Here is a 26703-nt window from a genome sequence, read left to right on the forward strand (position 1 = left end):
AAAACCTCAGTTGAAGATGCCGAGCAGCGTCTGGAACAGCGAAGAAGCCGTCTGGATGACCTTGCTGTTCGCCTGGTAAAGCTGCTGGTACTGGATCAGGTTGGCGGCTTCCTCGTTCAGGTTGACGCCGGAAACTGCCTGCTGCGCCGACGTCGCCTGGTTGAGCACAGCCGTGGCCGACGTGCTCGATGCCTTCAGTGCGTTCGTCTGGTTGCCGATCTGGTTGACGAAGTTCGCGTAGGAACTGGTCAGGGTGTCGGTGCCGCCGTTCATCGACTTGGCGGTGCCGAGGTTGGCCATGGCGAGTGCGTTGCTGCCATCGCTCGTGCCGCCTTTGTTGATGGCGATCGTGAAGCTGTCTCCCGTCGAGGGCGTACCGCTGATGGTCGCGCTCACGCCGGTGCCGTTGGAAATGGTGAGGCCCTTGTTTGAATCGTACGCGAACGGCGTGCCGGCCGGGACCACGGTGTTGTCCGGCAGCGTGACCGGCTGGTCCGCAGTCATCGTACCGGTGGTGGCGTCGTACTTCAGGTTGATGTCTTTCGGCATCGAGTACCCCGCCGTCACGGTCGCCGCGGAGATCTTGCCCACGCCGGTGTTCCCCGTTGCCGCCGATGCCACCGCTGGCGAAGCCGCTGCGATCGCCGATGGATTCGTGCTGGAAAGCGAAAAATTATCGAGCGAACCGCGCGTGGGCAGGATCGTGAACGAATCGCCTTTCGACATCGAACCGCTTGCAATCGATATGTTCATGCCCCCGATGGTGCCGCTCACCGCGCCGGTGGACGAAGCGGTCAACTGGCCGACCACCGCGCCCGACGAGCGGTCGGTGAGCGTGTAGTTCGTGCCGTCGAAACCGAGCGAATAGTCGCCGGTGGGCGGCTGCGTGCCATCGGCAATGGACACGTTCAGCGTTGCATTGCCGCTGTTGCGGGCGTTCGCGTAGACGGTCGGGCTGCCGGTCGAGAACAGCGCGCCGCCGGGGTTGCCGTTCAGGTCGATGCCCAGTTCGTTCTGGTTGTTGAGCTGGGTTGCAAAGCTGGTGGCGATTGCGCCGAGCTTGGCTTGCGCGGGATCGAGCGACTGGCTGCGAAAGTCGAGCAGGCCGCCAATCGTGCCGCCGCCGCTGAACATGGAATCCGGCAGGTACTGGGTTTGTTTCGCCGTTTGCGTGGAGCCGTCGGGCGACGCGTACGCAATCGACAATTCGCTTGGATCCGATGGCGAGGGCGCCGTGGTCAACGCATACGAACTGCTGCCGGCAACGAGTGGCTGGCCGTTGCCGAACGACACGTTGTAGCCGCCGTTGCTGGTGGTGACCTGCACGCTCACCAACTGGCTCAGGTTCGACACCGCGAGATCGCGCTGGTCGAGCAACTGGTTGGGCGGTTGACCGGCCGAGCTTGCGCTTGCGATCTGCACGTTGAGATCGGCGATCTGCTTGGCGTAGCTGTTGACCTGCGACACCGCGCTCGAAAGCGACTGGTTGACGCCGTCGCGCAACTGGTTGTACGTGGTGGCGGCGGCGTTCATCTGATCGGAAAGCGTTTGCGCGCTGCTCATCAGCGTTTGCCGCGTGGCCGTGGTTCCCGGGCTGTTCGCGATCGATTGCAGGCCGGTGAAATAACTGGTGATGCCGGCGCCGATACCCGTCGTCGGATCGCCGACGAGGTTGTTCAACTGCGAGAGCATCGAGTAATACGTGTTCAACGAGCTGCTGTTCGACTGCGAACTGTTGAGCTGCTTCGTGAGGAAATCGCTGTAGGAGCGCGCGACCGTCGCGGTTGTCACGCCTTGCCCGGCGAAACCGGAGGTCGTGTATTGCCCGGACGATTCCTGGTACACGGGGCTTTCGAGCGTATAGCCGGGCGTTGCGGCATTGCTGATGTTCTGGCCGGTCGTCGTCAGTCCCCACTGGGCTGCATTGAGACCGCTCACGCCAATATCGAATAGGTTGCTGGACATGCAAGGATCCTGGTAAAGGCATGACGCCCGGCCCGCCAAATGGCGACACTGATGTATATCGGCCGATATGGAAAAAAGTTGAGTGGCCGCGCGGCATTTCCGTCCATCCGCCGATGCACGACGCACAGAAAACATGCCGCACGCGAACTGCGCCTTGTCCGGATTATTCATCAGCGGGGCACGAGGCAATTCGTGAAGCAGCGGGGAAATTGGGGGCTAATTCGCCAGATGGAGCAAGGGACGTGAAGGCGTCATGCGCCGTTGAACGCATGAGACGAAAAAAAGCCCACGATCAAAACGCGGGCGTCATTCCAAAAGCATCCGGAAAACTCGAAACCGCTTAGCGCGCAAGCGACCGGCGCTTCATTTCCAGTTGGGTAATCAGGCGCTGCAAGGTGTTCTCAGCCGACCCGGGCAGGCTCATGAACTTGAAGCCAAGCGTATAGCGCCGGTCGCCCTTGGCATTCACCACTTGCCGGTTCGACATCAGTTGAACGTCGAGCACGACCTTGCCGGGATTGCTGAAATGCAGTTCGACGTCTTTCAGGATCACGCCGATTTCCAGCGCCGCCACGCGTTCGTCCATGGTCCGAAGCGCGACACCGCCAAGCGACAGGTCGTTGACTTCGAAGCGAAAGCGCTCGCCGCTCGGCAATGTGCCGCTGCAGATATACGGATCGAGCACGGGCGCTTCCACGCGGAAATATTCGCGCCGCTGCATGTAGAACAGAACCGGGGGAAAGTCGGCTTCGAACGCCGGATGTCCTTCGAAAACGATTTCACGCGGCGAACCTGTCGCAAACTCCACGCGAACGCCATCCGGGCTCGCGCTGAACATCAGGTTCTCGGTCGCGAGAACGGCCAGGTTCTGCTCGGCAACCGCGCCCCAGTCGAAAACGAACGTCCGGGCAAGAGGATTCACGTCGAGCAGGCGCGTCACGATCTGGCCCTTACCGTGATCGACGGTCAGGAAATCGCCTCGATTGACGAGATTGCGCAGAGAAACACCAATTTCCAGCGGATTGCGCCTGCCGAAATCGGGATGGTCGGACTCGTCGTCAGCGATGTCGGAACCGTTCGACTCATTCATGTTCATGGGCTTGCCGTGTTCGTTTGCTCGCGCCACCTCGACTGCCGAGGCTTATGCGCGTCCAGCCGGACCCTATGGATCCGGCACTTCGATGTTCCATTTAGCGGCAACAGGGCCGGATTATTTAGGGTTGACCGCGAAAAATTACCCAAAAACCCGCTTGAGACCCGCCTAAGCCCGCTTGGAGCCGATTAACCCCGATTCCGCAAACGAAGACATTCAAAGCGCACGAAAAGAAACAAACCCGCTCTCAGCCCCATTTCTATGCGGCTCGGCCGGCGACCGGTCCCGCGCGACTCTGAATGCGGGAACCGGGCGCCGGCCGGCTTCGTCTTCTATTGCGACTTTGGCCCCGTCGCTTATGACACATTACTCGTATTACTTTTCGCTCACCCGACAAATTGCAGCAAAACGCGCGCCAGTGCACGCTTCGTCACGCAATGTGACGCATGATCGAAATCAGTTTCTTCGCGTATTGCGGGTCCGTGGCGTAGCCGGCCTTCTGCATGCCGTGAGCGAAACCGACGGCGTCGCGCGACGCCTCGACCACCGGCGCGTAGCGCGGATTGCTCTTGAGCACGCTGGCGTAGTCGGTGAGGGCGTCTTCGTACGAGTCGTACGACCGGAACTTCTCCACGACTTTCTGCGGCTTGCCGTTCACGTATTCCGTGGTCACGGCGTTGGTGGTCTTGCCCGTCCAGTCGCTTGTCGCCTTGATGCCGAAGACGTTGTGGCTGGTGCTGCCGTTGGCGTTCTTGATCTCGCGCTTGCCCCAGCCCGACTCCAGCGCCGCCTGTCCAATGATGAAACGCGCGGGAATGCCCGTCGCGGCGGCAGCGGTCTGAGCAGGCGCGGACAACCGGTCCACGAACCCCGCCACCTTGTCCGATCCCACGCCGTGTGCCGGCGGTTCCAGCGCGCTGTTGGCGCTGTAGCCCTTGCCCTGCAGCGCGTCCTTCGACCCGCCCGATGCCGCCGTGTTCGCGTAAGCCTTCGCCATGGCGTTCATCGCGGCAATGTTACCGGCGTTCGCGCTGCTGTCGCCCCCCGCTTCAGCGCCATTCAGGCCGGCTTGCGTGCCCGCGCCCGCGTTGCGCATCAGTTGCTTGAGCATCATGTCGGCCACGCCAATGCCCTTCGAACCCATGTTCTGCGCCATCTGCTGGTCGAGCATGGAGGTGAAGGTGGCGGTGTCGTGGGAATCGAACGGGCTGTCCGAGGGCGTGGCGTCGCGCATGCTCTTGAGCATCATCTGCGTGAAGACGGCGTCGAACTGCTTGGCCGCCGCCTTCAAACCTGCCTGCGGCGCGGCGTTGGCCTGGGCGCGCATGGCGTCGAAACCTTGCACGTCGAGCGCAAACCGGTTCGATAAAGAATTCAGGCCGCCGCTCGTGTCCGAGCCGTTCAATGATGCCAGCGTGCTGTTTGCCGTCCCGTTCGCGTTCATGTGCGCTTAGTCCTTATATGATTTCCAGGTCGGCGCGCAAGGCGCCTGCTGCTTTCATCGACTGGAGGATCGAGATCAGATCAGCCGGCGTCGCGCCCAGTGCGTTCAACGCTTTCACCACGTCGGCAAGCGTCGCGCTCGCCGCAACCGTCTTGAGCGCGCCCGTGTCCTGCTTCAACTGGATATTCGATTGCCGCGCCGCGACGGTCTGGCCGTTCGAGAACGGTCCCGGCTGGCTGACCGCTGTTTGCGTATTGATCACCACGGAAAGATTGCCGTGCGCGACGGCGCAGTTCTGCAGCGTGACCATCTGGTTCATCACGATTGAACCCGTGCGCGCGTTCAGGATCACCTTGGCGGCGGCTTGCGACGGACGGACATCGATATTCTCGAGCTGCGCCATGAACGACACCTGGCTCGTCGGATCGGTCGGCGCGCGAAGCTGGATGGTGCGGCCGTCGAGCGCCACAGCCGTGCCCATGCCGAACTGGTTGTTCACGGCCGCCACGATCTTTTGCGCGTTATCGAAATCCATGTCGCGCAATTCCATCTGCATGGTGCCGCCGGGCTGCGTGAAGGCGCTCGGCACCGCGCGCTCGACCAGCGCGCCGCCCGAGATCCGCCCCGCGCCAAGCGAGTTGACCTGGACCTTGCTGCCGTTCGCGCTCGCCCCGGCGCCACCGATCACCACGTTGCCCTGCGCCATGGCGTAGACCTGGCCGTCCGCGCCCTTGAGCGGCGCCATCAGCAGCGTGCCGCCGCGCAGGCTCTTCGCATTGCCTAGCGACGAAACCGTGACATCGATTGCCTCGCCCGGCCGCGCGAACGGCGGGAGAACCGCCGTGACCATCACGGCCGCGACGTTCTTCAACTGCATGTTCTGCGTGGTCGCGGCGTTCAGCGTGATGCCGAGATTGCCCAGCATGTTGGTCAGGCTTTGCGTGGTGAACGGCGTCTGCGATGTCTGGTCGCCGGTGCCATCGAGGCCCACGACAAGGCCATAACCGATCAACTGGTTGTCGCGCACGCCCTGGAACGAAACCAGGTCTTTCAGGCGTTCGGCTTGCGCCGCTTGCGGCAGCACGGCGGCCAAAGCCAGAGCGAGCGCGCCAAGACAAAAACGGAGAGCGAGTTTCATGATCAGAAGGGCGCCACGTTGAGGAAGAAGCGCTGCAGCCAGCCCATGTTCTGCGCTTCATCGATATAACCCTTCGCCGAATACTCGATCTTCGCGTCGGCGACTTGCGTCGAAAAGACGGTGTTGGCGGCGGAGATGGTCGTGGGATTGACCACGCCGGAGAAGCGCACGAACTCGTTGCCCTGGTTGATGAGCATCTGCTTTTCACCGCTCACGACCAGGTTGCCGTTCGGCAGCACGCCGGTGACGGTCACGGTCAGCGTGCCGTTGAAGGTGTTGGCCGCGCTCGCGCCGCCCGAGCCGTTGAATTTCTGCGAACCGCTCGCCGACAGATTGGTGTTGTTGAAAAGACCGCCAAAAATTCCCGGCGTGGTCGGGACAGCGAAGGCTGCCGCGCTGCCGCGCGCTGCATTCGCTGCCGATGACTTCGTCGCGTTGACGTTTTCCGCGATCACGATTGTCACGATGTCGCCCGTATTGCGCGGCCGCTGGTCTTCGAACAACGGCCGTCCCGCGTAACCCGCGTTGTAGATCGCGCCCGGCGATCGCGCGGTCGTGGACGGCAGGGGCGGACGGGCAGTCATCGGCTGCTGGATGATCGGTTCTTTCGGCACGAGGCCGCATGCGCCGAGCGTAGCGGCGAGAACACCCGCCAGCACGACAGCCATAAGGCGGCGAAACGAGAAAGAAATGAGCGGCATCGTGATGATCCTTCGGAAATACGCAGCGGGCGTCGAGCCGGCTGAACCCATTAAACCTGCATCTGGCTAAGCGTCTGCAACATCTGGTCGGACGTGGTCACGGCCTTGCTGTTGATTTCGTACGCGCGCTGCGTCTGGATCATGTTCACCAGTTCCTGCACCACGTTTACATTCGATGCTTCCACGTAACCCTGCTGCAACGTGCCGCCGCCGTTCAATCCCGGCGTCGTGACGTTCGGCACGCCGGAACCGTTGGTTTCAGCGAACAGGTTTTCGCCTTTTGCATCGAGTCCAGCCGGGTTCGCGAAGGTCGCGATCTGCATTTGCCCGATCGTGGTATTCGCCGTGCTGCCCGGTTGCGTGACCGTGACCGTGCCGTCCGAGCCAATGGTCAGGCTCGTGTAGTTCGCCGGCAGCGTGATTGCCGGCGTGACCGGATATCCGCTCGATGTCACCAGTTGTCCTGTCGGGCTCGCCTGGAACGAGCCATCGCGCGTGTAGGCGGTCGTGCCGTCGGGCATGGTCACCTGGAAAAAGCCGTTGCCGTTGATGGCCACGTCTTTCGAGTTGCCGGTCTGCGACAGGTTGCCCTGCGTGTAGAGGCGCTCCGTTGCGACCTGCTGCACGCCCGTACCCAACTGGCTGCCCGATGCAAGTTCGGTCGTCTGCGTGGAGTTCGCGCCCGGCTGGCGGACGGTCTGGTACAGCAAGTCCTCGAACACCGCGCGCGAACCCTTGAAGCCGTTCGTGCTGACGTTGGCGAGGTTGTTCGAGATAACGTCCATCTGCGACTGCTGCGCATTCATGCCGGTTGCGGCGATGTAAAGAGAGCGGTTCATGTTTTATTGGCCTTTGGGCTAAACAAGCTAAGCACTATGAAAAGCGGGTTAAGCGAGATACGCGGGCGGCGGCTTAGCTGAAATCGAGCAGCTTGTTGGCCGACTGGTCCATCTGGTTCGCGGAATCGAGCATCTTGGTTTGCATCTGGAACTGGCGGGCGTTGGTGATCATGTCCACCATCGCGGAAACCGCATTCACGTTGCTGCCCTCAAGCGATGCCGGCGCGACCGTTACTGCCGGATCGGCGTCGGCCGGCTGGCCATCCGCGGTGCGAAAGAGTCCGTCGTCACCGCGCGCGAGGGTTGCCGGGTCCGGATTGACGAGCTTCAACTGATCGACAGCGGCAATTGCCGTCGCCCGGTCGCCCGGACCGATGGCGTTCACCGTGCCATCCTTGCCGATGGTGATTTCCGCGCCCGGGGGCACTGAAATCGGACCGCCCGTGCCGATCACCGGCAAGTTGTTCGCCGTCACGATCTGCCCGTTCGCGTCCACATGCAGGTTGCCGGCGCGGGTGTACGCTTCCGTGCCGTCGGCGGCCTGGACCGAAAGCCAGCCCGGACCCTGGATGGCGACATCGAGCGGATTGCCGGTCTGCTGGATCGGACCCGGCGTGTAGTCGGCCGTCGGCGTGGAGGCCAGCACGAAAGTGCGCGAGCCCGGATCGCCGTTCGCGTTGCCTTCGAAGTTCATCGGCACCTGGCGGAACGCGGAGAGCTGCGCCTTGAAGCCAGTCGTCGATGCGTTGGCGAGGTTGTTCGCCACCGTGCTCTGCTGTTCGAGCGACTGGGTGGCGCCGGTCATCGCGGTGTAGATCAGACGATCCATGCTGGCTCTCTCTCGCTTATATGTTGCTTATGTTGCTCAAGGCCGCGCTTACAGGTTGATCAGCGTCTGGTCGACCGTCTGCTGCGTCTTGATGGTCTGCGCGTTCGCCTGGTAGTTACGCTGCGCCGTGATCAGGTTCACGAGTTCGCTCGTCAGGTCCACGTTCGAGTTTTCCACCGCGCCGCCTTGCAGCGTGCCGTGGTTGGTCGCACCCGGCACCGAGATTTGCGCCGCGCCGGACGCGCCGGTTTGCGCGTACACGTTGCCGCCAAGATCCTGCAGGCCGTTCTGGTTGGCGAAGTTGGCGAGCGCGATCTGGCCGAGCGCCTGCGTATTGCCGTTCGAGTAATTGCCCGTGAGCGTGCCGTCCGTGCCGACCGAGAAACCCGTCAGGCTGGCCGATGCCGCGCCGTCCTGGGAACTGCTCTGAACGCCGCTCGTGGCGCCGAACTGCGTCGTGCCGGCAAAGTCCATCGATAAAGCTTGCGTGCCGCCGCTTACCGCGCCGTCGGGAATCGTGAAATTGAACTTGCTCGTGCCCGTCAGGTTGCCCGATGCGTCGAAGCTCACATTGCCCAGCACGCCGCCGCCCGCCGCCGAGCCAACCAGTGTCGGAGGCGTGCCGGTCGTGCCGTACGCGGTCCACGAACCGGTGGAATTCTTGACGAAATAGACAGCCACCTGATGCGTGCCGCCAAGCGAATCGTTGACGTTGATCGAGCTGGTCGCGCTATAGGTGCTCGAGTCCGTGGGATCGAAAGCGGTCGTGCTCGGAATATCGGCCGATTGCGAATTCAGGTTGAACGCGAACTTCACGTTCTTGGTTGCGACCGGCGGGAGATTGGCCGTCGATACCGTCAGCGGCACGGTTGCCGCGCTGTTGACGATCCCCGAGTTGTTCGCCGCATAACCCATCAGCAACTGGCCCGCGGAATTGCCGATCGTGCCATCCGCGTTCAGATGGAAAACGCCGTTGCGCGAATACACCGACGCGCCGTTGTCCGAGAGCTGGAAAAAGCCGTTGCCGTTGATGGCGACATCGAGCGCCTGATTCGTGGACGTGATCGTGCCCTGGCCAAACTGCTGCTGCACTTCGGCGAGCTTCGTGCCAATGCCCACCTGGTTGTTCACCGCGCTCGCAACCGAGTTCGCGTACATATCGGCGAATTGCGCCTGGCTTTCCTTGAAGCCAACAGTGTTCGCGTTGGCGATGTTGTTGCCGATCACATCCAAGTCGCTCGATGCACCCGACAAACCCGATAAACCTTGTTGGTAACCCATGACGGTCTCCGCTTTTGAATGTGGTTAGAGAATCGAGGCGACGCTGGTCAGTCCGACCGTCGTGCCGTTTGCGAGGCGCAGACCGGCGGTTCCATCGGCTTGCTGCACCACGCTTTGAACCTGCGACGCCGACAGCACCGTGGCCGTTGCCGCCTTGCCGCTGATCGTGCCAGCCGCCGAAATGGTGTACGTGCCGTCGGGCAGCGTTGCGCCGTTTTTGTCTACCGGCGTCCAGCCCGAGAGCGGCACGACGCCCGCCGGCTGAGCGCCGAGGTCGAGCGTGTTCACAATCTGGCCGGCCGAGTTCTTGACGTTGATCGTGAGGTCGTCCAGCGCGTTCGCGGTCTGCACGCCGAAGCTGGTCGACTTGCCGCTTGCCACCGTCACGCTGTTGCCCGGCGCGAGCACGGTCGAACCGATCAGCAACGCTGCCTGCGCCGACTGTCCCGCCGACAACTGCCCCGCGAGCGAGGTCAGGGACGTGTTCAACTGGCCGATGCCCGACACCGTGCTGATCTGCGCGAGTTGCGAGGTCATCTGCGAGCTGTCGGTCGGGTTCGTCGGATCCTGGTTCTTCAACTGCGTGACGAGCAGCGTAAGGAAGGTGTTCTGCAGGTCGGACGGAGACTGGGCGCCGGTCGCGCTGGACGCGGAACTCGACGACGAAGAACTCGACGTGCCGTTCATGGTGTCCAGCAGCGTCTGGGATACGGTTGTCCCGTTGTTGCCGATCGTGGTGTTGGTTGTCACGGGATTGTCCTCAGGTTCCGATCGTCAGGGTCTTAAGCATGAGCTGCTTGGCGGTATTGAGCGTCTCGACGTTCGCCTGATAGGAACGCGACGCCGAAATCATGTTGACCATTTCCTGCACCGGATCCACGTTCGGCATGGTGACGTAGCCGTCCGGATTCGCTGCTGGATTGGTCGGGTCGTAGCTGGTTTTCATGGGCGTAGGGTCGTCTATCACGCCCGTCACCTGCACGCCGCCCACTTGCTGGCCCGAGGCCGTGCGCGCGCCGCCGAGCGGATCGACGGCGAACACCACCTGCTTCGCCTTGTACGGCTGGCCATCGGGACCGGTCGTGCTGTCCGCGTTCGCCAGGTTCGACGCCGTCACGTTCAGGCGCTGCGCCTGAGCGGACATCGCCGAACCGGCCACGTTGAAAATGTTCATTAAAGATGGCATGGCCTGTTCCTCAGTTCGACGTAATGGCCGAGAGCATTCCCTTGATCTGCGACGAGATCACCGTCATGCCGGCCTCGAAGTGCAAGGCGTTATCGGCGAATTGCACGCGCTCCGAGTCCATGTCGACCGTATTGCCATCCAGCGACGGCTGGCTCGGAATCCGGTACGCGAGCTTGCCGTAGTCGTCGGTGCTGCCGCCGCTTGCCGTGAGCTTCGATGCCCCTGCCATATGTCCCTGCGACGTCACCGCCAACCCCGCGCTGGTCGAGACGCTCACGGGCTGCGCCATCTGCAGCGTGCCTGTGCTCGCGGCGGTGCCCGGCGCTGCGCCGGTCTTTTTCAGCGCGCCGGCCAGGGCGCTCGAGAAATCGACGTCGCGCGCCTTGTAGCCGGGGGTATCGGCGTTCGCAATATTCGACGACAGCAGTTCCTGCCGATACGCCCGCACATCGAGCGCCTCGCGGCCAAACGCAAATTCCTGGTCGAGCTTGTCCAGCATCACGGTTCTCCTTCGGCTTCCTGTGTCCTGCGTCCTGGGTCTTCGGTCACGGCGCTTGATGGCGTCGAAGGAAGACTTTTTGGCATGAGACGAATCTTAGAAGCGGGACGCAAGATGCAATCAGACGAATAACAGGGAAAGGCGGCCTCTATTCGACGGTTGCCTTTGGCCGTCAATATCTAGAATTCGTCTCGTAGGTTGACGAACGATGAGTTTTTGCCTGGGAGAAACGTAATGCACAGCGTCGCTGCGCCTGTCCGCCAGACGGCCACGCGCCGCCCGGAGACGGACGGCTCAACGCGCGATATCGCGTCGCGTTTGCGTGCGTTCCCGTGGGCGCTGGCGCTGGTTTGGGGATTTGCCGCGATGCCCGTCCAGGCGCAGGAAAACGGCGGCGCCATCATGATTTCGGGGCCGGGCGAGACCAATCCGGCAGCTGTCGTGGCGATGGCGAAGAATGCCGGCATGAATGTGAACGCCGCGCCGATGGCCCAGCCGATGGCGCAGCCGCAAGGCAGTGCGCAACCGATAGGAACGCCCAGTCCGCGCGGTTATGCGCGTGCCGTGAATGGCGCCAATGCCGCCATGCGCGCCGCGGCGCTTGCGCTCGATGCCCGCGCCGACGCCGCCGACGCTTCCTCCTCTTCCGCCGATAGCAGCGGCATGATCGTGATCCCGGGCAACGGCGAAGCCAAACCCGCGCCGCAGCCCAAACTGGCGATGACGCCAAGCCAAAGCACGGCCCCAAGCACGCCCCCGAGCACGCCTCAAAGCGCACCCGCGAGCGGCATGATCGAGATTCCCGGCAATGGCGAGCCTTCCGCGGGCGCTGCGCGGCCGCTGCAGCGCGTGGCGGTATCGGCGAGAGATGTGACGCCGGTTATCGTTCAAGCTGACGATCCCGCCAAACAGGACGCGGTCGTGCCGAACCGCATGGCGGCGCGCGGGTTTCAGGCACGGCCGATTGCCGCCGCCGCCGCCGTGCCGGTTGCAGGCGGCATGATGGCTGTATCGATGCGGCCTGCCGCGCCGATCCGCGCGCCCCTCACGCCGGGCGCTGCTACTGTGCAAGCGCCGCAAGGCGCGCAGCCTTCGCAGGACGGCGATTCCATCCGCGCCGCCGCGCTTGCGTTTCTGACGCAGGAAGCGGCCGGATTGCCCGGCAAGGCCGATATCACCGTGACGCCTGTTTTCCCGCGCGGCCTCGCCCCATGCGCGACGCTCGAGCCATTCATGCCGCCGGGCGCGCGCCTCTGGGGCCGCACCACCGTTGGCGTGCGCTGCACAGGCGACCGGCCGTGGACGCTTTACCTGCAGGCGCGCGTCTCGCTGCAGGCAACGTATTACCTCGCCGCCCGCGCCATGGCGCCCGGCGAAGTGCTGACCGCAGCCGACCTGAGCGCGCGCGATGGCGACATCACGTCGATGCCGCAAGCCATCGTCACCGATCCGTCGCAAGCGGTCGGCGCGACGACGTTATCGCGGATTGTCGCCGGGTTGCCGCTGCGCACCGACATGCTGCGCGGCGCCAGTTCAGTCGTGATCGGATCGTCGGTGCACGTGGTGACCAGCGGCGCAGGCTTTTCAATATCGGCGGAAGGCAGCGCCATGAACAACGCCGCGCCCGGCCAGCAGGTCCGCGTAAAAACGGCTGGGGGACAGATCATTACGGGCATCGTAAAGGACAGTTCGACCGTTGAAGTCCAGTTGTAAAAGCCGGGCTTGAGCGGCTTATGTGGGGTAACCCTCAGTTGTTGCACTTTGTTTCAATTAGCCGGAAGCCTTTCGCAATAAGGGTTTCGGGCCGATGTAACCTGACGGCGGGTGGTTCCGGGGGCGGGAGGGGTAAAGTTTTTACACCTGCTCGCCGATAAAAGGATCACATCGTCAGGGAAGACCATCGTGAAAATCGATTCCAGCAACACCAGCCAGATCGCAGCATTGCAGGAAGCTGCGCAACAACGTGCGGCGCAAGCCGATTCGCAAACGCCCTCCACGACGGGCGCAGCCGCGCAGGCCGCCACGACTGGCGGCTCGAATTCGACGGTGAGCCTGTCGGCTTTATCGACGGATTTGCGGACGTCGAGCAGCGCCGATATTGACACGGCGAAAGTCGCGGCGATCAAGGCATCGATTGCGGACGGCAGCTACAAGGTCGATTCGGGCAAGGTCGCCGACGGCATTTTGTCGAGCGCGAGTGAGTTGTTGAAGACGCAAACCCCGCCGGCCGGCGGCTGAGCCCGCGTTCGAGGTTCAGATCAAGCATCGTCGTTTTAGTGGCGGCGATGCAGCGCCGGGCGGCTTTTTTCGACCTTGGCACCGCCATTGAGCGCGGGCCGGAGTTTTTAGCGAGTCGCCCATGAAAGACGCTTTGCTTGACACTGTCATTGAAGAGATCGCCGCTGTGGAGGCGTTCGAATCGCTGCTTGCCTACGAAGAGAAAGCGCTCACGGCTGCTTCGCCGCTTGAGACGTTGCCTTCGATCATCGAACAAAAACTTGCATTGACCGGGCAGATCGCCGCGCTGGAGCGTGCGCGGGATGAGCGGCTTGGCGCGCTTGGTTTGCCTGAAGGTTTTGCGGGCATGGAACAGGCCGTTATTGGCGATGAAGCGTTGCATGCCCGATGGCAGGAATTGCAGGATCTGGCGCGGCGGGCCAAGCGCAGCAATAACAACAATGGTGTGTTGATCCGCACGCGCATGGAATACAACCGGACGGCGCTGGCGGCGCTGACCATCGCGCCGGTGAAGTCGGCGTTTTATGGGCCGGATGGGCGAGTGCCGGGGGTTTTGGGTCTTTAGAGGGGTTGGACGCTGGCGCTCGGGGGGACCCTGGCAACTCCCAACTGCCCCCCAACCGCCAGCGTCAATAAACCCCACATTCGGTGACAATAACGCCCAAAGGCAAATCAAACTCCCCCCGCGGTAGCGCATCGCACTTGGCAGATTCAAACGCCACGCCGATCGTCGTCGGCTTCCGCTCGCCAGGCCAAACCGCCAACGTCCGATCGTAATACCCGCCGCCATAACCCAACCGATACCGCTCGGCATCAAACCCCACGCAGGGAACAAGCAGCAAATCCGGGACAACCACGCGCTCCTCCTCCGGCACGGCAATCCCAAACCGCCCCTTCTTCATAGCGGAATCAGCCCGCCAGGCATGAAACACGAGCGGTTGCCTCGGTGCAACAACCACCGGCAACGCCGCCGTCCTCGACGCTTTCAACGCCAGCCAAACCGCCATTGCATTGCGCGCATCGAACTCACCGGCAACGGGCCAATAAAACCCAATGCACGATGCATCCGGATACCCCGCGACGACCTCCATCAAACGCCGCGCAAGCGCCTCGTCTCGCGCCTCCTGACCAGCCGCGCCGCCTTGCGCTTCGCGGGCTGCAAGCAAGCTCGCACGCAGCGCGCTTTTGGCTTCCATAAGAGGGTTGCATGCTATGCTCTGGATCACTTCGCGCTCCACAAAAAACGATGTCAAAACGTCTCAAACGAGTATATCTCGCGGCCGCCACAGCGCTCGCCACGATCACGCTGATCGGGTGCGGCACCGCGTCGGCAGTTCGCCCATCAGCCGATTATTCGCTGTCGCAAGACGATCGCACTTTCGTTCAATTGCGCGAAGCCGCGCGCTCGAATGACGCCGGCCGCGCCATGCAGCTCGCCGCGCAAATTCCGAATTATCCGGCGCCCGGTTATGTCGAATATTTCACGCTTAAACCGCAGTTGTTCGACTCGCAGGGCCATGCACGCGTGGACGCACCAGACGAGCCGGTGCTTTCGTTCCTGCAACGCTACGACGGCCAGGCAATCGCCGACCGCATGCGCAATGACTATCTCGTGGTGCTGGGCGCGCGTCACGACTGGCGCAATTTTCTCGATCAATATTCGCGCTTCGTCCTGAACGACGATACCCAGGTGAAATGCTACGCGCTCGAAGCGCGGGCTTCACGCGGAGAAAACGTGTCGGACGCCGCCCGCGCATTGCTCGTGGATCCCAAATGGTACGGCGACGGCTGTGTGGACCTGATCTCCGCGCTGGCGGTATCGCAGCAATTCACTTCCGACGACGTCTGGCAACAAATCCGCCTCGCATACGAACAAAACTACACCAACACGGGCAGCAAGATCGCGGACGCGCTCGGGCAGCAACGCCCAAGTCAGACCTCGTTCGATAGCGCCGCGAACACGCCGCCGCTGTATCTCGCGCGCGGCATTGGCCGCGACACGACTTCGCATCAACTTGCGTTGCTCGCCATCACGCGCATGGCGCGCAACGACCCGGCCATGGCGGCGGCGTCGTTTAGTTCAGTGGCGCCAGCGTTGACGCCGACCGAGCGCGCAACTGGCTGGGGGACGATTGCCTATCAGGCTGCGTCAAAGCGCATGCCGAGCGCCGTGGACTGGTACAGGCTGTCGGTGAACGCGCCGTTGTCGAATCCGGCTTACGAATGGCGCACGCGCAGCGCCTTGCTCGCCGGCGACTGGACCATGGTGCGCTGGTCGGTGGAACAAATGCCGCCCACGCTGCGCAATCAGCCAGCATGGATCTACTGGCACGCGCGCGCCTTGAAACAAGCCGGCGATACCGCCACGGCCGCCCAGGAATTCACGAGCATCGCGGATCAGTTCAATTTCTACGGCCAGCTTGCATCGGAAGAAATGGGACAGAAGATCACCGTGCCGCCGCGCACAACCGTGACCGATGCCGAAATTGCCCAAGCCCAGACTATTCCGGGTTTTGCGTTGTCGCAGAAGTTCTATGACATGAACCTGCGGCTTGAGGGAAATCGCGAATGGAACTGGCCGCTGCGGACCATGACGGATCGCCAGTTGCTGGCGGCGGCGCAATACGCGCGGCGTATCGAGTTGTTCGACCGCACCGTGAATACCGCCGACAAAACCAAGACCGAGCACGATTTTTCGCTGCGCTACCTCTCGCCCTACAAGGACGTGGTCGACCGTGAGTCGAAGAATACCGGGCTCGACATTGAATGGGCCTACGGCCTGATCCGCCAGGAATCGCGCTTCATCATCAATGCAAAGTCCGAAGTCGGCGCGGGCGGCCTGATGCAACTGATGCCGGGCACCGCGCAACTGGTCGCGAAGAAGATTGGCATGGGACCGGTCTCGCGTGAGCAGATGAATGACATCGATACAAACATCCTGCTCGGCACGAACTATCTGGCCATGGTCTACAACCAGTTCGACGACTCCGCCGTGCTGGCCACGGCCGGTTACAACGCCGGGCCAGGACGGCCGAAACAATGGCGCTCCACGCTCAACGCGCCGGTAGAGGGCGCGATTTTTGCTGAAACCATTCCGTTCACCGAAACCCGCGATTACGTCAAGAACGTGCTGTCGAACACCGTGTATTACGCGGCCTTGTTCGAGGGGCGTCCGCAATCGCTGAAGGCGCGGCTCGGCTACATCGCGCCATAAGCGGATTGCATCAAGGGTCGACCAAGGCTCGCCGCGCGTTTCGCTTATCCGGCAACCGGCGCGTCGGAAGCTCAAGCGCGGCGCGCCGCCTTGCATTTTCGCGCGCCGCCGCCGTCACTCACAGGGGCGAATATGCGACATCAAACCATTGCGTTGATCGGCGGATCGGGGTTTATTGGCAGTCATCTGGTCAATGCGCTTGTGGAAGTCGGCAAGAACGTGCGCATTGCCACCCGGCGGCGCGAGAACGCAGCGCATCTCACGCTGCTGCCCGTGGATGTGATCGAAACCAACGTCTACGATCCCGTTCAACTCGCCGCTTTCGTGTCGCAAGCCGATGCGGTCATCAACCTCGTCGGCATCTTGCAGGGCAAACGCGGCGTGCCTTACGGCCCGCAGTTCGCAAAGGCCCACGTCGAGTTGCCGAACAAGATCGTGGCCGCGTGTCAGGCGAAAGGCGTGCGGCGGCTGCTTCACATGAGCGCGCTCGGCGCGGATTCGAACGGTCCGAGCATGTATCTGCGCTCGAAAGGCGACGGCGAAAAAGCCGTGCGCGAAGCGAATCTGGCTGCAACCATTTTTCGTCCGTCCGTGGTGTTCGGTCCCGAAGACAATTTCCTGAATCAGTTCGCGTTCCTTGAACGGATCTTTCCCGTGATTCCCCTCGCGTGCTCGCAGGCCCGGTTCCAGCCGGTCTTTGTCGGCGATGTCGCCAAGGCGTTCGTCAACGCGCTCGATCTCGATGCAGCCAGCGGCCGCGCCTATGAACTCGCGGGTCCGAAGGTCTACACGCTCGAAGAACTCGTGCGCTTCAGCGGCGCGGCGATCGGCAAGAACGCGCGCATCATCCGCTTGCCGGAAAGCCTTGGCCGCCTTCAGGCAATGTCGCTGGAACTCGCGCCCGGCGAACCCATGATGTCGCGCGATAATCTGGATTCCATGAAAGCGCCGAACGTCGCGAGCGGTCCCATGGCGCCGGAGTTGGGTATCGATCCGGCGAGTATCGAGGCCATTGCGCCGATGTATCTCACCGGATCGTCGGCCCGTTCGCGTTTCAACACATTCCGGGCGTCGGCGGGACGTTGACAGCCGTGTTCCATTTGCTGTGCTTCAACCTTGAATATTCGCGATGAAACTCGTTATTGGTGACAAAAACACATCTTCGTGGTCCATGCGGCCATGGCTCGTGCTCAAGCACTTCGGCATTCCGTTTGAAGAGGTGATGATCCGCCTCGGCCAGCCGGATTCCAGCGCGAACATCCTGGCGCATTCGCCATCGGGCAAGGTGCCGTGTCTCGTGACGGACGCGGGCGATGCGGTCTGGGAATCGGTCGCGATCATGGAAACGCTGGCCGAACTGTTCCCGCAGCACGCCATGTGGCCGCGCGACACCGCCTTGCGCGCGCACGCCCGCAGCATCAGCGCGGAAATGCACGCGGGTTTTAACGACCTGCGCGAGCAAATGTCGATGAACATCCAGCGCCAGGCATTCGGGCAGGCGCTGACGGCGGGCGCATTGGCGAACGTGAAACGAATCGATCTGATCTGGCGCAACTGCCTTACCGCGCAGGGCGGCCCGTTCTTGTTCGGCAAGGAATTCGGTATAGCCGACGCCATGTTCGCGCCGGTCGTCATGCGCTTCAATTCCTACGCGCCGAAGATCAGCGACGCCGCGCGCGCCTATTGCCAAACCATTACGGCCATGCCGGAAGTCGCCGAATGGATAGACGGCGCGCGGAAAGAGCAATGAACATTTTTGTCGTGGGCGGTGCGATCCGCGATGAAATGCTTGGTCTGCCCGTGCAGGACCGCGATTACGTCGTGGTGGGCGCGACGCCGGAGCAAATGGCGGCGCAGGGTTTCAAACCGGTCGGCAAGGATTTTCCCGTGTTCCTGCATCCGCAGACGCACGAGGAATACGCGCTGGCGCGCACCGAGCGCAAGACGTCGGCGGGATATCACGGCTTCCAGTTTTTCTACGCACCCGATGTCACGCTCGAAGAGGATCTTGCGCGGCGCGACCTGACGGTCAACGCCATGGCGCGCGAAGTGCGGCCAGATGGTGAACTGACCGGGCCGCTGATCGATCCGTTCAATGGCCGCGCCGATCTTGAAGCCCGCGTGTTCCGGCATGTGGGCGATGCGTTCATTGAAGATCCGGTGCGGATTTTGCGGATCGCGCGATTCGCCGCTCGTTTTGTGGATTTCACCATCGCCGATGAAACCCTCGCGCTCATGAAGCGCATGGTCGCCGACGGCGAAGTCGATGCGCTCGTGCCCGAGCGTGTCTGGCAGGAGGTATCGCGCGGCTTGATGGAGAACAAGCCGTCGCGCATGTTCGAGGTGCTGCGCGCATGCGGCGCGCTCGTGCGGATCTTGCCGGAAGTGGATTCGCTATGGGGCGTCGCGCAACGCGCCGACTATCATCCGGAAGTCGATACGGGCGTGCACGTGATGATGGTGGTCGACTACGCGGCGGCTCATGGTTTCGCTTTACCGGTCCGGTTCGCCGCGCTCACCCACGACCTGGGCAAGGCGACCACGCCCGAAGATATCCTGCCGCGTCATATTGGCCATGAAGGTCGCAGCGTCGATCTGCTGAAGCCTTTGTGCGAGCGTTTGCGTGTGCCGAACGATTGCCGCGATCTCGCGCTGCTGGTGGCGCGTGAGCACGGGAATATCCATCGTGTGATGGAGTTTGGCGCGGCCGCGCTGGTGCGTCTGTTCGAACGATGCGACGCGTTGCGCAAGCCCGCGCGATTCGCTGAAGCGCTGCAAGCCTGTGTTTCCGATGCCCGCGGCCGTCTCGGTTTGAGCCAGCAACCGTATCCGCAAGCCGAGCGTTTGCGCGAAGCGCTGGTGGCGGCGCGCGCGGTCGACGCCGGCGCGGTCGCGCAGCAATACGCGAGCGAGCCGGGGAAGATCAAGGACGCGGTTCATGCGGCGCGCGTGGCGGCCGTGGAAGCGGCGCTTCAGAAAGCCTAAAGCGCCCGGGCGATCAGCGAAAGGATGATCGAAAGCAGAATGGTCGACATGAACGGAAACGAATACTCGCGCCCGAACACACGCAGCGTGAAGTCGCCGGGCAACCTGCCAATACCGAGTTTCTTCATCCACGGCAGGGACGCCGAGAGAATGGTCAACGCAATAAATGTGGTGAGAACCCAGCGGATCATGGCGTCATAGCGTGTGCGAGCGATCGCCGGACGAGAACGCGGCGATGGCTTCATCGATACCGCGCGAGAACGCGATCACCTTGAACAACTCGCCCATTTCTGCCTCGGACAATAACTTCTGCACCGCGTTGGCCGCCGGCAAAAAACGGCGGACATCGGTTGGATCGATGTCGGAAAGCGTGTCGGTGATTCCCGCGTTCATCAGGAATCGCGCCTGCGATGTAAAACCGAGCAGATCCGCGCCTGCGTCGGTTCCGGCTTCCGCAATCCCCGAAAACTCCACGTGCGCCGTGATGTCCTGCAAGCCCGGATACAAGAACGGATCGCCATGCGCCCGGTGCCGGTAATGGCACATCAGCGTGCCCTGCGCGCGCTGAGCGTGATAGAACTCGCGCCGCGGAAACCCGTAATCGATAAAAAACGCCGCGCCGCGCGTGAGCATCGTGCAAATGGTGCGCGTGAACGCCAGCGCGGCTTCGTGCGTCTCGCTCACGTATTCCATGAACGGCTCGTCGTTGACTTCGTCGATAGTCGTGTCGATTTCGGCGAGCAAGGGGTCATCGAGCGCGGCGAGAAGGGGTTTGTCGTCAAAGGCGAAATGATCCTGGGACCAGACGACGCCGCGCTCCTGCCACTCGCCTAACTTGCGCACGACCAGGCGCACGGGCATGGCGTCGAGCACCTCGTTGCCGATCACCACGCCTTCGAATTGCTCCGGCAGCGCGCTTAACCACCGGACTTTAGACGCCAATTCCGGGGCTTCGGCTTCAATCGTCGCGCGCTGGCGTTGCTGCAGTTCCCCGGATAAATCGACGATTGCGTAGCTATCGAACGGAACGTCGAGCGCCCTGAGCGCGTTCAGCAAACCCGCCGCGAGCTTGCCCGTGCCGGCGCCGAATTCCATCAGGTTGCGCGTGCCGCTGTCACGCAACGCTTGCGCGACGGGCCGTGCGAGCGTTGCAGCGAACAGCGGCGACATTTCCGGCGCGGTCACGAAATCACTGCCGTCGTCGCCGCGTTTGCCGAATTTCATCGCGCCGCCGCTGTAATAACCGAGGCCGGGCGTGTAAAGCGCGAGTTCCATGTATCGGCTGAACGGCATCCAGCCGCCGGCCGACGCAATTTCCTCGCGGATGCGCGCCGTCAGCCGCTCGGACTGCGCGAGCGCATCGGGGCCGGGAGCAGGTAAACTGTCGGATTCGTGAGTTTTTGGATTCATTCCGGCATTGTAAATGAGCGTTTCTTCGTCCACTTCTCCTGATTCTTCCGGCCCCAAAACCCGCGTCGTGCTGGTCACGGGCGCGGCGAAGCGCATTGGCCGCGGCATCGCGCTAGGATTCGCGGCGCGCGGCTGGGACGTCGCGGTGCATTTCGGCGGCTCGGAAGCCGACGCGCAGGAAGTTGTCCAGTCAATCCGCGCGCTCGGACGCAAGTCGATTGCGCTCGGCGCGGATCTTGGCGTGGAAGACGAGGTGGCGAAGCTGGTGCCGGCGTGCATGGAAGCGTTGGGTGGTTTGCATTGCGTGGTGAACAACGCGTCGCGATTTGTCGAAGATACCGCGCGGGATTTCGGCTATCCGCGCTTGCTTGAGATGATGGCGGTCAATGTCGGCGCGCCGCTCGCGCTGACGCGCGCGCTGCACGAGGCCACGCCCGACGCCGCGATTCACGACGAAAGCCTGCGCACGTGCGTCATCAACGTGCTGGACCAGAAGCTTTACAACATGAATCCGGATTACCTGTCGTACACGCTCAGCAAGGCCGCGCTGGACAATGCGACCATCGCGCTGGCTCAGGCGCTCGCGCCGAAGCTGCGCGTGGTCGGACTCGCGCCCGGCCTGACGTTGCCGTCCGCCGGCATGACGGACGCCGAATTCGAGGCGGCGCATCGCGTGACGCCGCTTGGCCGCGCTTCGCGAGTCGAGGATGTCGCAGCCGCGGCCTGTTACCTTGCCGATGCACCGGGCATAACGGGCACGACGCTGGTGGTCGATGGCGGCCAGCATCTCGTGCCATCGCCGCGCGACATCATGTTCTTGATGCAAAACCGCACGGCCGGTTAGGCTCTCAGTAAGTTAATCAGTTTCCAGGACACGACCATGCTCGCCGCACTTTCGCATCCCCGGCTCGCCGATTGCCGGCGGCTTTTTCTGCGCAATTACGAAGTGCGCATCAACATTGGCGTGCACGATTTCGAAAAGCAGGGCGAACAGCGCGTGGTGATCAACGTGGAATTGTTCGTGCCGCTGGCTTTATCTACGCCGGTCGAGGACAAGCTGCGCGAAGTCGTCGATTACGATTTCATGCGCGCGACCATCGCCAGGCGCGTGGGCAAAGGGCACATCCACTTGCAGGAAACACTGTGCGACGACGTCGCCGCCGCGCTGCTCGAACATCCGAATGTGCGGGCGGTGGTGGTATCGACGGAAAAGCCCGACGTTTATCCCGACTGCGACGCCGTGGGTGTCGAAGTCTTTCGCATCAAAGAGGTGGCGGCATGAGTTCGATGATCGAGACGCCGGCGGTCCCGCAACCGGTTCCCAAAATGCGCGAGCCAATGACGCGCCACGAGCAAAAGCAGGCGTACGAGAACAACAAGCTGTTCAAGCGCCTCGCGCGCCAGGTCGGCGAGGCCGTGGTCGATTACAAGATGATCGAGGACGGCGACAAGGTCATGGTGTGCCTCTCGGGAGGCAAGGATTCGTACGCCATGCTCGAACTTTTGATGCGGCTGCGCGAACGCGCGCCGATCAATTTCGACATCGTGGCGGTGAATCTCGACCAGAAGCAGCCCGGCTTTCCCGACCACGTGCTGCCGGAGTATCTGAGCAAACTCGACATTCCGTTTCACATCGAAAATCAGGATACGTACAGCATCGTCAAGCGGCTCGTGCCGGAAGGCAAGACCACCTGTTCGCTGTGTTCCAGATTGCGTCGCGGGATTTTGTATCGGGTGGCGGGTGAGCTGGGCGCGACGAAGATTGCACTTGGCCATCATCGCGACGACATTCTGCAGACCTTGTTCCTGAATATGTTCTACGGCGGCAAGTTAAAAGGCATGCCGCCGAAACTGCAATCCGATGACGGCAAGAACGTCGTCATCCGGCCGCTTGCCTACATCAAGGAAAAGGATCTGGAGAAGTTTGCGGAGCTGCGCGAATTTCCGATCATTCCGTGCAACCTGTGCGGCAGCCAGCCGAACCTGAAGCGGGCCGAAATGAAGGCGCTGATCCGCGATTGGGAAAAGCGCTTTCCGGGCCGCGTGGAGAACATGTTCAATGCGCTGTCGAATGTGGTGCCGTCGCATTTGATGGATCACAAGCTGTTCCCGTTCGGCGGCTTGCGCGCAACGGGCGTGGCCGATCCAGCAGGGGATATCGCGTTCGACGAAGATCCGTGCTCGACGGAGTCCCCGTCGCAAACCATTTCGATAGTTCAGTTCGATGATGTATAAGGCCGGCACGCGGAAAAAGTAATGTCCGGATGGTGCGAAAACCCCCGCAAATCGTTACTCAGCAAGGCAGCGCCTGCATTTCCGGTACTTGCCCGCGTGCTATATTGACGCCTCCAACACTTCCAAAAAAGCTGACGCCATGAACATTGTGATTTTGGCGGCAGGCACCGGCAAGCGCATGCGTTCCGCCTTGCCGAAAGTCCTTCATCCCCTGGCTGGCCGGCCGCTCTTGTCCCACGTGCTCGAGGTCGCGCGCACGCTCAATCCCACGCGGCTCGTTGTGGTAGTCGGGCATGGCGCCGATCAGGTCCAGAAAGCCGTTGGCGCGCCGGACGTCCAGTTCGCGGTCCAGGAGCAGCAACTCGGCACCGGCCACGCGGTCCTGCAGGCGCTGCCGCTGCTCGATCCCACCGTCTCCACGCTGATCCTCTACGGCGACGTGCCGCTCACGCGGGCGAGCACGCTGAAACGCCTCGCCGATACCGCCGGCCAGCGCTACGGCGTCCTCACCGTCACGCTTGACGATCCCACGGGCTACGGCCGGATCGTGCGTGACGCGATGGGCCGCGTGCAGCGCATTGTCGAGCAAAAGGACGCCAACGCCGATCAGCAGAAGATCACCGAGATCAATACGGGTATCGTGATTACGCCAACGTCGCAGCTTCGCGAATGGCTGGCATCGCTGAAAAACGACAACGTACAGGGCGAGTTCTATCTCACCGACGTGGTCGAGCGTGCGCTCGAAGCGGGCGTTGACGTGGTGACGTCGCAACCGGACGAAGAGTGGGAAACGCTCGGCGTGAACAGCAAGCAGCAACTCGCCGAACTGGAGCGCATTCATCAGGGCAATGTTGCCGAAGCGTTGCTGGTCGCGGGCGTGACGCTGCTGGACCCGGCGCGCATCGACGTGCGCGGCACGCTGACATGCGGACGCGATGTTTCCATCGACGTGAATTGTGTTTTCGAAGGCGCCGTGACGCTGGCGGATAACGTGACTATCGGGCCGAATTGCGTGATACGCGATGCGTCCATTGGCGCGGGTACGCGGGTTGATGCGTTCACGCACATCGAGGGCGGGACGACCGGCGCGAATGTCGTGCTGGGACCGTATGCGCGTTTGCGGCCTGGCGCCGTGCTTGGCGACGAAGCCCATGTCGGCAACTTCGTGGAAGTGAAGAACGCAGTGCTCGGACGCGGTTCGAAGGCGAATCATCTGAGCTATATAGGCGACTCGGATGTCGGGGCGCGCGTGAACATTGGTGCGGGAACGATCACGTGTAACTACGATGGCGCGAATAAACTGCGTACGGTGATCGAAGACGATGTGTTCGTCGGCTCCGATACCCAACTCGTCGCGCCCGTGCGCGTGGCGCGTGGTACGACCATCGCAGCGGGGACGACGGTCTGGAAAGACATCGTCGAGGAAAACCAGCTTGTGATGAACGAGAAAACGCAGATCAGCAAAAGCGGATACGTGCGGCCGGTGAAGAAGAAGGCGTGAAGAAGCGCCATGGCTTGCGCGTCTGGCGAGCGCCTATGCGGCGAACGCAGCGTGTTTCGAGTCATTCGAAAACAACTTGAAGGATAGATCATGTGCGGAATTGTGGGCGCGGTCGCGCAACGTAACATCGTGTCGGTGCTGGTCGAAGGCTTGCGGCGGCTCGAATACCGCGGCTACGATTCCTGCGGCGTTGCCGTCATAGCCAATGGCGAAACGAAGCGCGCGCGCAGCGTGGCGCGCGTTGCCGATCTCGCCGACCAAATCCGCGAAGGTCATCTGAACGGCGTGACAGGCATCTCGCACACCCGCTGGGCCACGCACGGCGCGCCCGTCACGGACAACGCGCATCCCATCTTCTCGCGTAACGAACTGGCGCTGGTGCATAACGGCATCATCGAGAATTACGAAAGCCTGCGGACCATGTTGCGCGAAAAGGGCTATGAGTTCGTCTCGCAGACCGATACCGAAGTGATCGCGCATCTGATTCACAGCATGTATCGCGGCGACTTGTTCCAGACCGTGCGCGAAGCCGTGAAGCTGTTGCACGGCGCATACGCGATCGCCGTGATCCACAAGGATCAGCCGCACACGGTGGTCGGCGCGCGTGCCGGCTCGCCGCTCGTGGTCGGCGTGGGCGATGGCGAAAACTTTCTTGCGTCGGACGCGCTGGCGCTTGCCGGGAGCACCGACCGCTTTGCGTATCTGGATGAAGGCGACGTGGTCGAGATCACGCTCGATGGCGTGAAGATTGTCGATCGCGACGGCATGCCGGTCCAGCGCGAAGTGCGCGTGGTCGCGGCGTACGGCGGCGCGGTTGAACTCGGGCCGTATCGGCATTTCATGCAGAAGGAAATTTTCGAGCAGCCGCGCGCGATCACCGACACCATTCCGCAGGCCGAGCGTTTCACCGCTGACCTGTTCGGCGCGAACGCCGCAGAAGTTTTCGCCGATATCGACAGCGTTCTCATTCTCGCGTGCGGCACGAGTTCGTATGCGGGCATGACGGCGAAGTACTGGCTTGAGTCCATCGCCAGGATTCCTACGCAAGTTGAGATTGCGAGTGAGTACCGGTATCGCGAATCCGTGCCGAATCCAAAGGCGCTGGTCGTGGTGATATCGCAGTCGGGAGAAACCGCCGATACACTCGCCGCGTTGAAGCACGCGCAGTCGCTTGGACACAAGCACACGCTGGCCGTGTGCAATGTGGGTTCGAGCGCGATGGTTCGACTGACCGAACTGACGTTCCTCACGCACGCGGGCACCGAGATCGGCGTGGCTTCCACGAAGGCTTTCACGACGCAACTTGTCGGCATGTTCGTGCTGGCCGTGACGCTCGGGGCGTTGCGCGGGCATGTGAGCGCCAAGCAGGAAACCATGTATCTCACGCAGTTGCGGCATTTGCCGGCGGCGCTCAATAGCGTGCTGGCACTGGAGCCGCAGATCATTGCGTGGGCGGAAGATTTTTCGCGCAAGGAAAACGCGCTGTTTCTCGGCCGCGGCTTGCATTATCCGATCGCGCTTGAGGGCGCATTGAAGCTGAAGGAAATCTCGTACATTCACGCCGAGGCTTATCCGGCTGGTGAACTGAAGCACGGGCCGCTGGCGCTCGTCACGGAAGCGATGCCGGTCGTGACGGTGGCGCCCAATGACACGCTGCTGGAAAAGCTCAAGTCGAACATGCAGGAGGTGAGGGCACGCGGCGGCGAGCTATATGTTTTCGCCGATGCGGATACGCGTATTGTCAGCGAGGACGGCATTCATGTGATCCGGATGCCGGAGCACTATGGGTTGCTGTCTCCGATTCTGCATACGGTGCCGTTGCAGTTGCTGGCGTATCACACGGCTTGCGCGAGGGGTACGGACGTGGATAAGCCGCGGAATCTGGCGAAGAGCGTGACGGTGGAATGAAGGGGATGGTTCGTTCGTGATCGTAATGCCCGTCAATAATGAAAGTGTACCTCGGCCTCAGAAAAGAAGTGTTCCTGAGGAGGGGTGCAATACCCTTCAAAGCCTTGCCAGCAAAGGCCGGGTACACAATCAATTGACCTAGGCAGTGGTCATCGAGCAAACCCCTCGTTGCCCCCTCGATTTTGCGCAATTTTATGGGTGCAACGTCCCCGGGGAACACTTCTAGCCGAGGGGGCT

Annotated in this window: 26 protein-coding genes; 12 read left to right on the top strand and 14 right to left on the bottom strand. The window is 62.2% G+C overall.

Annotated features, from left to right (window positions below; genetic code table 11):
• Positions 1-6: 6 nt before the first annotated feature.
• From flgK to flgB, 11 genes are all read right to left on the bottom strand, one after another.
• Positions 7-1965 (bottom strand): flagellar hook-associated protein FlgK, encoded by a 1959-nt coding sequence (gene flgK, locus AWB64_RS06040; RefSeq protein WP_060817675.1) that lies wholly within the window; start codon positions 1963-1965, stop codon positions 7-9.
• Between the two features lie 340 nt (positions 1966-2305).
• Positions 2306-3061 (bottom strand): flagellar brake protein, encoded by a 756-nt coding sequence (locus tag AWB64_RS06045; RefSeq protein ID WP_060817676.1) that lies wholly within the window; start codon positions 3059-3061, stop codon positions 2306-2308.
• 427 nt (positions 3062-3488) lie between these two features.
• Positions 3489-4502, bottom strand: coding sequence for a flagellar assembly peptidoglycan hydrolase FlgJ (gene flgJ / locus AWB64_RS06050; protein ID WP_082850372.1), 1014 nt, complete (start codon positions 4500-4502; stop codon positions 3489-3491).
• A gap of 13 nt (positions 4503-4515) precedes the next feature.
• The gene (locus AWB64_RS06055) at positions 4516-5640 is read right to left on the bottom strand and encodes a flagellar basal body P-ring protein FlgI (protein WP_060817677.1); all 1125 of its coding nucleotides are present in this window, start codon (positions 5638-5640) and stop codon (positions 4516-4518) included.
• A gap of 2 nt (positions 5641-5642) precedes the next feature.
• On the bottom strand, positions 5643-6341 hold the full coding sequence (locus AWB64_RS06060; RefSeq protein ID WP_060817799.1) for a flagellar basal body L-ring protein FlgH: 699 nt from the start codon (positions 6339-6341) through the stop codon (positions 5643-5645).
• A 50-nt stretch (positions 6342-6391) separates the two neighbouring features.
• Positions 6392-7180 (bottom strand): flagellar basal-body rod protein FlgG, encoded by a 789-nt coding sequence (flgG, locus tag AWB64_RS06065; protein WP_060817678.1) that lies wholly within the window; start codon positions 7178-7180, stop codon positions 6392-6394.
• A 73-nt stretch (positions 7181-7253) separates the two neighbouring features.
• Complete coding sequence (flgF, locus tag AWB64_RS06070; RefSeq protein ID WP_060817679.1) at positions 7254-8009, bottom strand: flagellar basal-body rod protein FlgF; 756 nt, start codon at positions 8007-8009, stop codon at positions 7254-7256.
• A 48-nt stretch (positions 8010-8057) separates the two neighbouring features.
• Positions 8058-9290 carry a flagellar hook protein FlgE gene (gene flgE / locus AWB64_RS06075; RefSeq protein ID WP_060817680.1) on the bottom strand — a complete coding sequence of 411 codons (1233 nt, stop codon included), beginning with the start codon at positions 9288-9290 and terminating at the stop codon, positions 8058-8060.
• A gap of 24 nt (positions 9291-9314) precedes the next feature.
• The gene (locus AWB64_RS06080) at positions 9315-10040 is read right to left on the bottom strand and encodes a flagellar hook assembly protein FlgD (RefSeq protein ID WP_060817681.1); all 726 of its coding nucleotides are present in this window, start codon (positions 10038-10040) and stop codon (positions 9315-9317) included.
• Positions 10041-10050: 10 nt separating this feature from the next.
• Complete coding sequence (gene flgC, locus AWB64_RS06085; RefSeq protein ID WP_056356433.1) at positions 10051-10476, bottom strand: flagellar basal body rod protein FlgC; 426 nt, start codon at positions 10474-10476, stop codon at positions 10051-10053.
• A gap of 10 nt (positions 10477-10486) precedes the next feature.
• The gene (gene flgB, locus AWB64_RS06090; protein ID WP_060817682.1) at positions 10487-10975 is read right to left on the bottom strand and encodes a flagellar basal body rod protein FlgB; all 489 of its coding nucleotides are present in this window, start codon (positions 10973-10975) and stop codon (positions 10487-10489) included.
• A 234-nt stretch (positions 10976-11209) separates the two neighbouring features.
• On the opposite strand from flgB, the gene flgA reads away from it, so the two are divergent.
• The 3 genes from flgA (at position 11210) to AWB64_RS06105 (ending at position 13778) form a co-directional block, all read left to right on the top strand.
• Entirely contained in the window at positions 11210-12688 is a 1479-nt protein-coding gene (flgA, locus tag AWB64_RS06095) for a flagellar basal body P-ring formation chaperone FlgA (RefSeq protein ID WP_060817683.1), read from the top strand.
• Positions 12689-12877: 189 nt separating this feature from the next.
• Complete coding sequence (flgM, locus tag AWB64_RS06100) at positions 12878-13213, top strand: flagellar biosynthesis anti-sigma factor FlgM (RefSeq protein WP_060817684.1); 336 nt, start codon at positions 12878-12880, stop codon at positions 13211-13213.
• A gap of 121 nt (positions 13214-13334) precedes the next feature.
• The gene (locus tag AWB64_RS06105) at positions 13335-13778 is read left to right on the top strand and encodes a flagellar protein FlgN (RefSeq protein ID WP_060817685.1); all 444 of its coding nucleotides are present in this window, start codon (positions 13335-13337) and stop codon (positions 13776-13778) included.
• A 64-nt stretch (positions 13779-13842) separates the two neighbouring features.
• On the opposite strand, the gene AWB64_RS06110 is transcribed toward AWB64_RS06105, so the two are convergent.
• Positions 13843-14409, bottom strand: a complete 567-nt coding sequence (locus AWB64_RS06110; RefSeq protein ID WP_082850373.1) for a 5-formyltetrahydrofolate cyclo-ligase — start codon at positions 14407-14409, stop codon at positions 13843-13845.
• A 50-nt stretch (positions 14410-14459) separates the two neighbouring features.
• Here AWB64_RS06110 and AWB64_RS06115 point away from each other — a divergent pair, with 50 nt between their 5' ends.
• The 4 genes from AWB64_RS06115 (at position 14460) to AWB64_RS06130 (ending at position 19412) form a co-directional block, all read left to right on the top strand.
• A complete protein-coding gene (locus AWB64_RS06115) occupies positions 14460-16427 on the top strand; it encodes a lytic transglycosylase domain-containing protein (RefSeq protein ID WP_060817686.1) in 1968 nt (655 codons plus the stop codon).
• Positions 16428-16559: 132 nt separating this feature from the next.
• Positions 16560-17513, top strand: coding sequence for a complex I NDUFA9 subunit family protein (locus AWB64_RS06120; protein WP_060817687.1), 954 nt, complete (start codon positions 16560-16562; stop codon positions 17511-17513).
• Positions 17514-17556: 43 nt separating this feature from the next.
• Entirely contained in the window at positions 17557-18177 is a 621-nt protein-coding gene (locus tag AWB64_RS06125) for a glutathione S-transferase family protein (protein ID WP_060817688.1), read from the top strand.
• A complete protein-coding gene (locus AWB64_RS06130; RefSeq protein ID WP_060817689.1) occupies positions 18174-19412 on the top strand; it encodes a multifunctional CCA addition/repair protein in 1239 nt (412 codons plus the stop codon). The genes AWB64_RS06125 and AWB64_RS06130 overlap by 4 nt, the downstream gene beginning before the upstream one ends.
• On the opposite strand, the gene AWB64_RS06135 is transcribed toward AWB64_RS06130, so the two are convergent.
• Positions 19409-19603 (bottom strand): DUF2905 domain-containing protein, encoded by a 195-nt coding sequence (locus AWB64_RS06135; protein WP_060817690.1) that lies wholly within the window; start codon positions 19601-19603, stop codon positions 19409-19411. The genes AWB64_RS06130 and AWB64_RS06135 overlap by 4 nt on opposite strands.
• A 4-nt stretch (positions 19604-19607) precedes the next feature.
• Complete coding sequence (locus tag AWB64_RS06140; protein WP_060817801.1) at positions 19608-20822, bottom strand: class I SAM-dependent methyltransferase; 1215 nt, start codon at positions 20820-20822, stop codon at positions 19608-19610.
• Between the two features lie 13 nt (positions 20823-20835).
• Here AWB64_RS06140 and AWB64_RS06145 point away from each other — a divergent pair, with 13 nt between their 5' ends.
• The 5 genes from AWB64_RS06145 (at position 20836) to glmS (ending at position 26466) form a co-directional block, all read left to right on the top strand.
• Positions 20836-21666 carry an SDR family oxidoreductase gene (locus AWB64_RS06145; RefSeq protein ID WP_060817691.1) on the top strand — a complete coding sequence of 277 codons (831 nt, stop codon included), beginning with the start codon at positions 20836-20838 and terminating at the stop codon, positions 21664-21666.
• Positions 21667-21702: 36 nt separating this feature from the next.
• Positions 21703-22104: a dihydroneopterin aldolase gene (locus AWB64_RS06150; RefSeq protein ID WP_060817692.1), complete on the top strand. Its 402-nt coding sequence runs from the start codon at positions 21703-21705 to the stop codon at positions 22102-22104.
• A 5-nt stretch (positions 22105-22109) separates the two neighbouring features.
• The gene (gene ttcA, locus AWB64_RS06155) at positions 22110-23057 is read left to right on the top strand and encodes a tRNA 2-thiocytidine(32) synthetase TtcA (RefSeq protein ID WP_062876901.1); all 948 of its coding nucleotides are present in this window, start codon (positions 22110-22112) and stop codon (positions 23055-23057) included.
• 139 nt (positions 23058-23196) lie between these two features.
• Positions 23197-24558, top strand: a complete 1362-nt coding sequence (glmU, locus tag AWB64_RS06160) for a bifunctional UDP-N-acetylglucosamine diphosphorylase/glucosamine-1-phosphate N-acetyltransferase GlmU (protein WP_060817694.1) — start codon at positions 23197-23199, stop codon at positions 24556-24558.
• Between the two features lie 90 nt (positions 24559-24648).
• A complete protein-coding gene (glmS, locus tag AWB64_RS06165) occupies positions 24649-26466 on the top strand; it encodes a glutamine--fructose-6-phosphate transaminase (isomerizing) (protein ID WP_060817695.1) in 1818 nt (605 codons plus the stop codon).
• The last annotated feature ends 237 nt before the right edge of the window (positions 26467-26703 follow it).

It is taken from the genome of Caballeronia sordidicola, assembly GCF_001544455.2.
GTDB lineage: Bacteria > Pseudomonadota > Gammaproteobacteria > Burkholderiales > Burkholderiaceae > Caballeronia > Caballeronia sordidicola.

Bases quoted from the DNA above. Each gene is read 5' to 3' on its own strand.
- flgK (WP_060817675.1), bottom strand. From the start codon at position 1,965: ATGTCCAGCAACCTATTCGATATTGGCGTGAGCGGTCTCAATGCAGCC.
- AWB64_RS06045 (WP_060817676.1), bottom strand. From the start codon at position 3,061: ATGAACATGAATGAGTCGAACGGTTCCGACATCGCTGACGACGAGTCC.
- flgJ (WP_082850372.1), bottom strand. From the start codon at position 4,502: ATGAACGCGAACGGGACGGCAAACAGCACGCTGGCATCATTGAACGGC.
- AWB64_RS06055 (WP_060817677.1), bottom strand. From the start codon at position 5,640: ATGAAACTCGCTCTCCGTTTTTGTCTTGGCGCGCTCGCTCTGGCTTTG.
- AWB64_RS06060 (WP_060817799.1), bottom strand. From the start codon at position 6,341: ATGCCGCTCATTTCTTTCTCGTTTCGCCGCCTTATGGCTGTCGTGCTG.
- flgG (WP_060817678.1), bottom strand. From the start codon at position 7,180: ATGAACCGCTCTCTTTACATCGCCGCAACCGGCATGAATGCGCAGCAG.
- flgF (WP_060817679.1), bottom strand. From the start codon at position 8,009: ATGGATCGTCTGATCTACACCGCGATGACCGGCGCCACCCAGTCGCTC.
- flgE (WP_060817680.1), bottom strand. From the start codon at position 9,290: ATGGGTTACCAACAAGGTTTATCGGGTTTGTCGGGTGCATCGAGCGAC.
- flgC (WP_056356433.1), bottom strand. From the start codon at position 10,476: ATGCCATCTTTAATGAACATTTTCAACGTGGCCGGTTCGGCGATGTCC.
- flgB (WP_060817682.1), bottom strand. From the start codon at position 10,975: ATGCTGGACAAGCTCGACCAGGAATTTGCGTTTGGCCGCGAGGCGCTC.
- flgA (WP_060817683.1), top strand. From the start codon at position 11,210: ATGCACAGCGTCGCTGCGCCTGTCCGCCAGACGGCCACGCGCCGCCCG.
- AWB64_RS06105 (WP_060817685.1), top strand. From the start codon at position 13,335: ATGAAAGACGCTTTGCTTGACACTGTCATTGAAGAGATCGCCGCTGTG.
- AWB64_RS06110 (WP_082850373.1), bottom strand. From the start codon at position 14,409: ATGGAAGCCAAAAGCGCGCTGCGTGCGAGCTTGCTTGCAGCCCGCGAA.
- AWB64_RS06115 (WP_060817686.1), top strand. From the start codon at position 14,460: ATGTCAAAACGTCTCAAACGAGTATATCTCGCGGCCGCCACAGCGCTC.
- AWB64_RS06120 (WP_060817687.1), top strand. From the start codon at position 16,560: ATGCGACATCAAACCATTGCGTTGATCGGCGGATCGGGGTTTATTGGC.
- AWB64_RS06125 (WP_060817688.1), top strand. From the start codon at position 17,557: ATGAAACTCGTTATTGGTGACAAAAACACATCTTCGTGGTCCATGCGG.
- AWB64_RS06130 (WP_060817689.1), top strand. From the start codon at position 18,174: ATGAACATTTTTGTCGTGGGCGGTGCGATCCGCGATGAAATGCTTGGT.
- AWB64_RS06135 (WP_060817690.1), bottom strand. From the start codon at position 19,603: ATGATCCGCTGGGTTCTCACCACATTTATTGCGTTGACCATTCTCTCG.
- AWB64_RS06140 (WP_060817801.1), bottom strand. From the start codon at position 20,822: ATGAATCCAAAAACTCACGAATCCGACAGTTTACCTGCTCCCGGCCCC.
- AWB64_RS06145 (WP_060817691.1), top strand. From the start codon at position 20,836: ATGAGCGTTTCTTCGTCCACTTCTCCTGATTCTTCCGGCCCCAAAACC.
- AWB64_RS06150 (WP_060817692.1), top strand. From the start codon at position 21,703: ATGCTCGCCGCACTTTCGCATCCCCGGCTCGCCGATTGCCGGCGGCTT.
- ttcA (WP_062876901.1), top strand. From the start codon at position 22,110: ATGATCGAGACGCCGGCGGTCCCGCAACCGGTTCCCAAAATGCGCGAG.
- glmU (WP_060817694.1), top strand. From the start codon at position 23,197: ATGAACATTGTGATTTTGGCGGCAGGCACCGGCAAGCGCATGCGTTCC.
- glmS (WP_060817695.1), top strand. From the start codon at position 24,649: ATGTGCGGAATTGTGGGCGCGGTCGCGCAACGTAACATCGTGTCGGTG.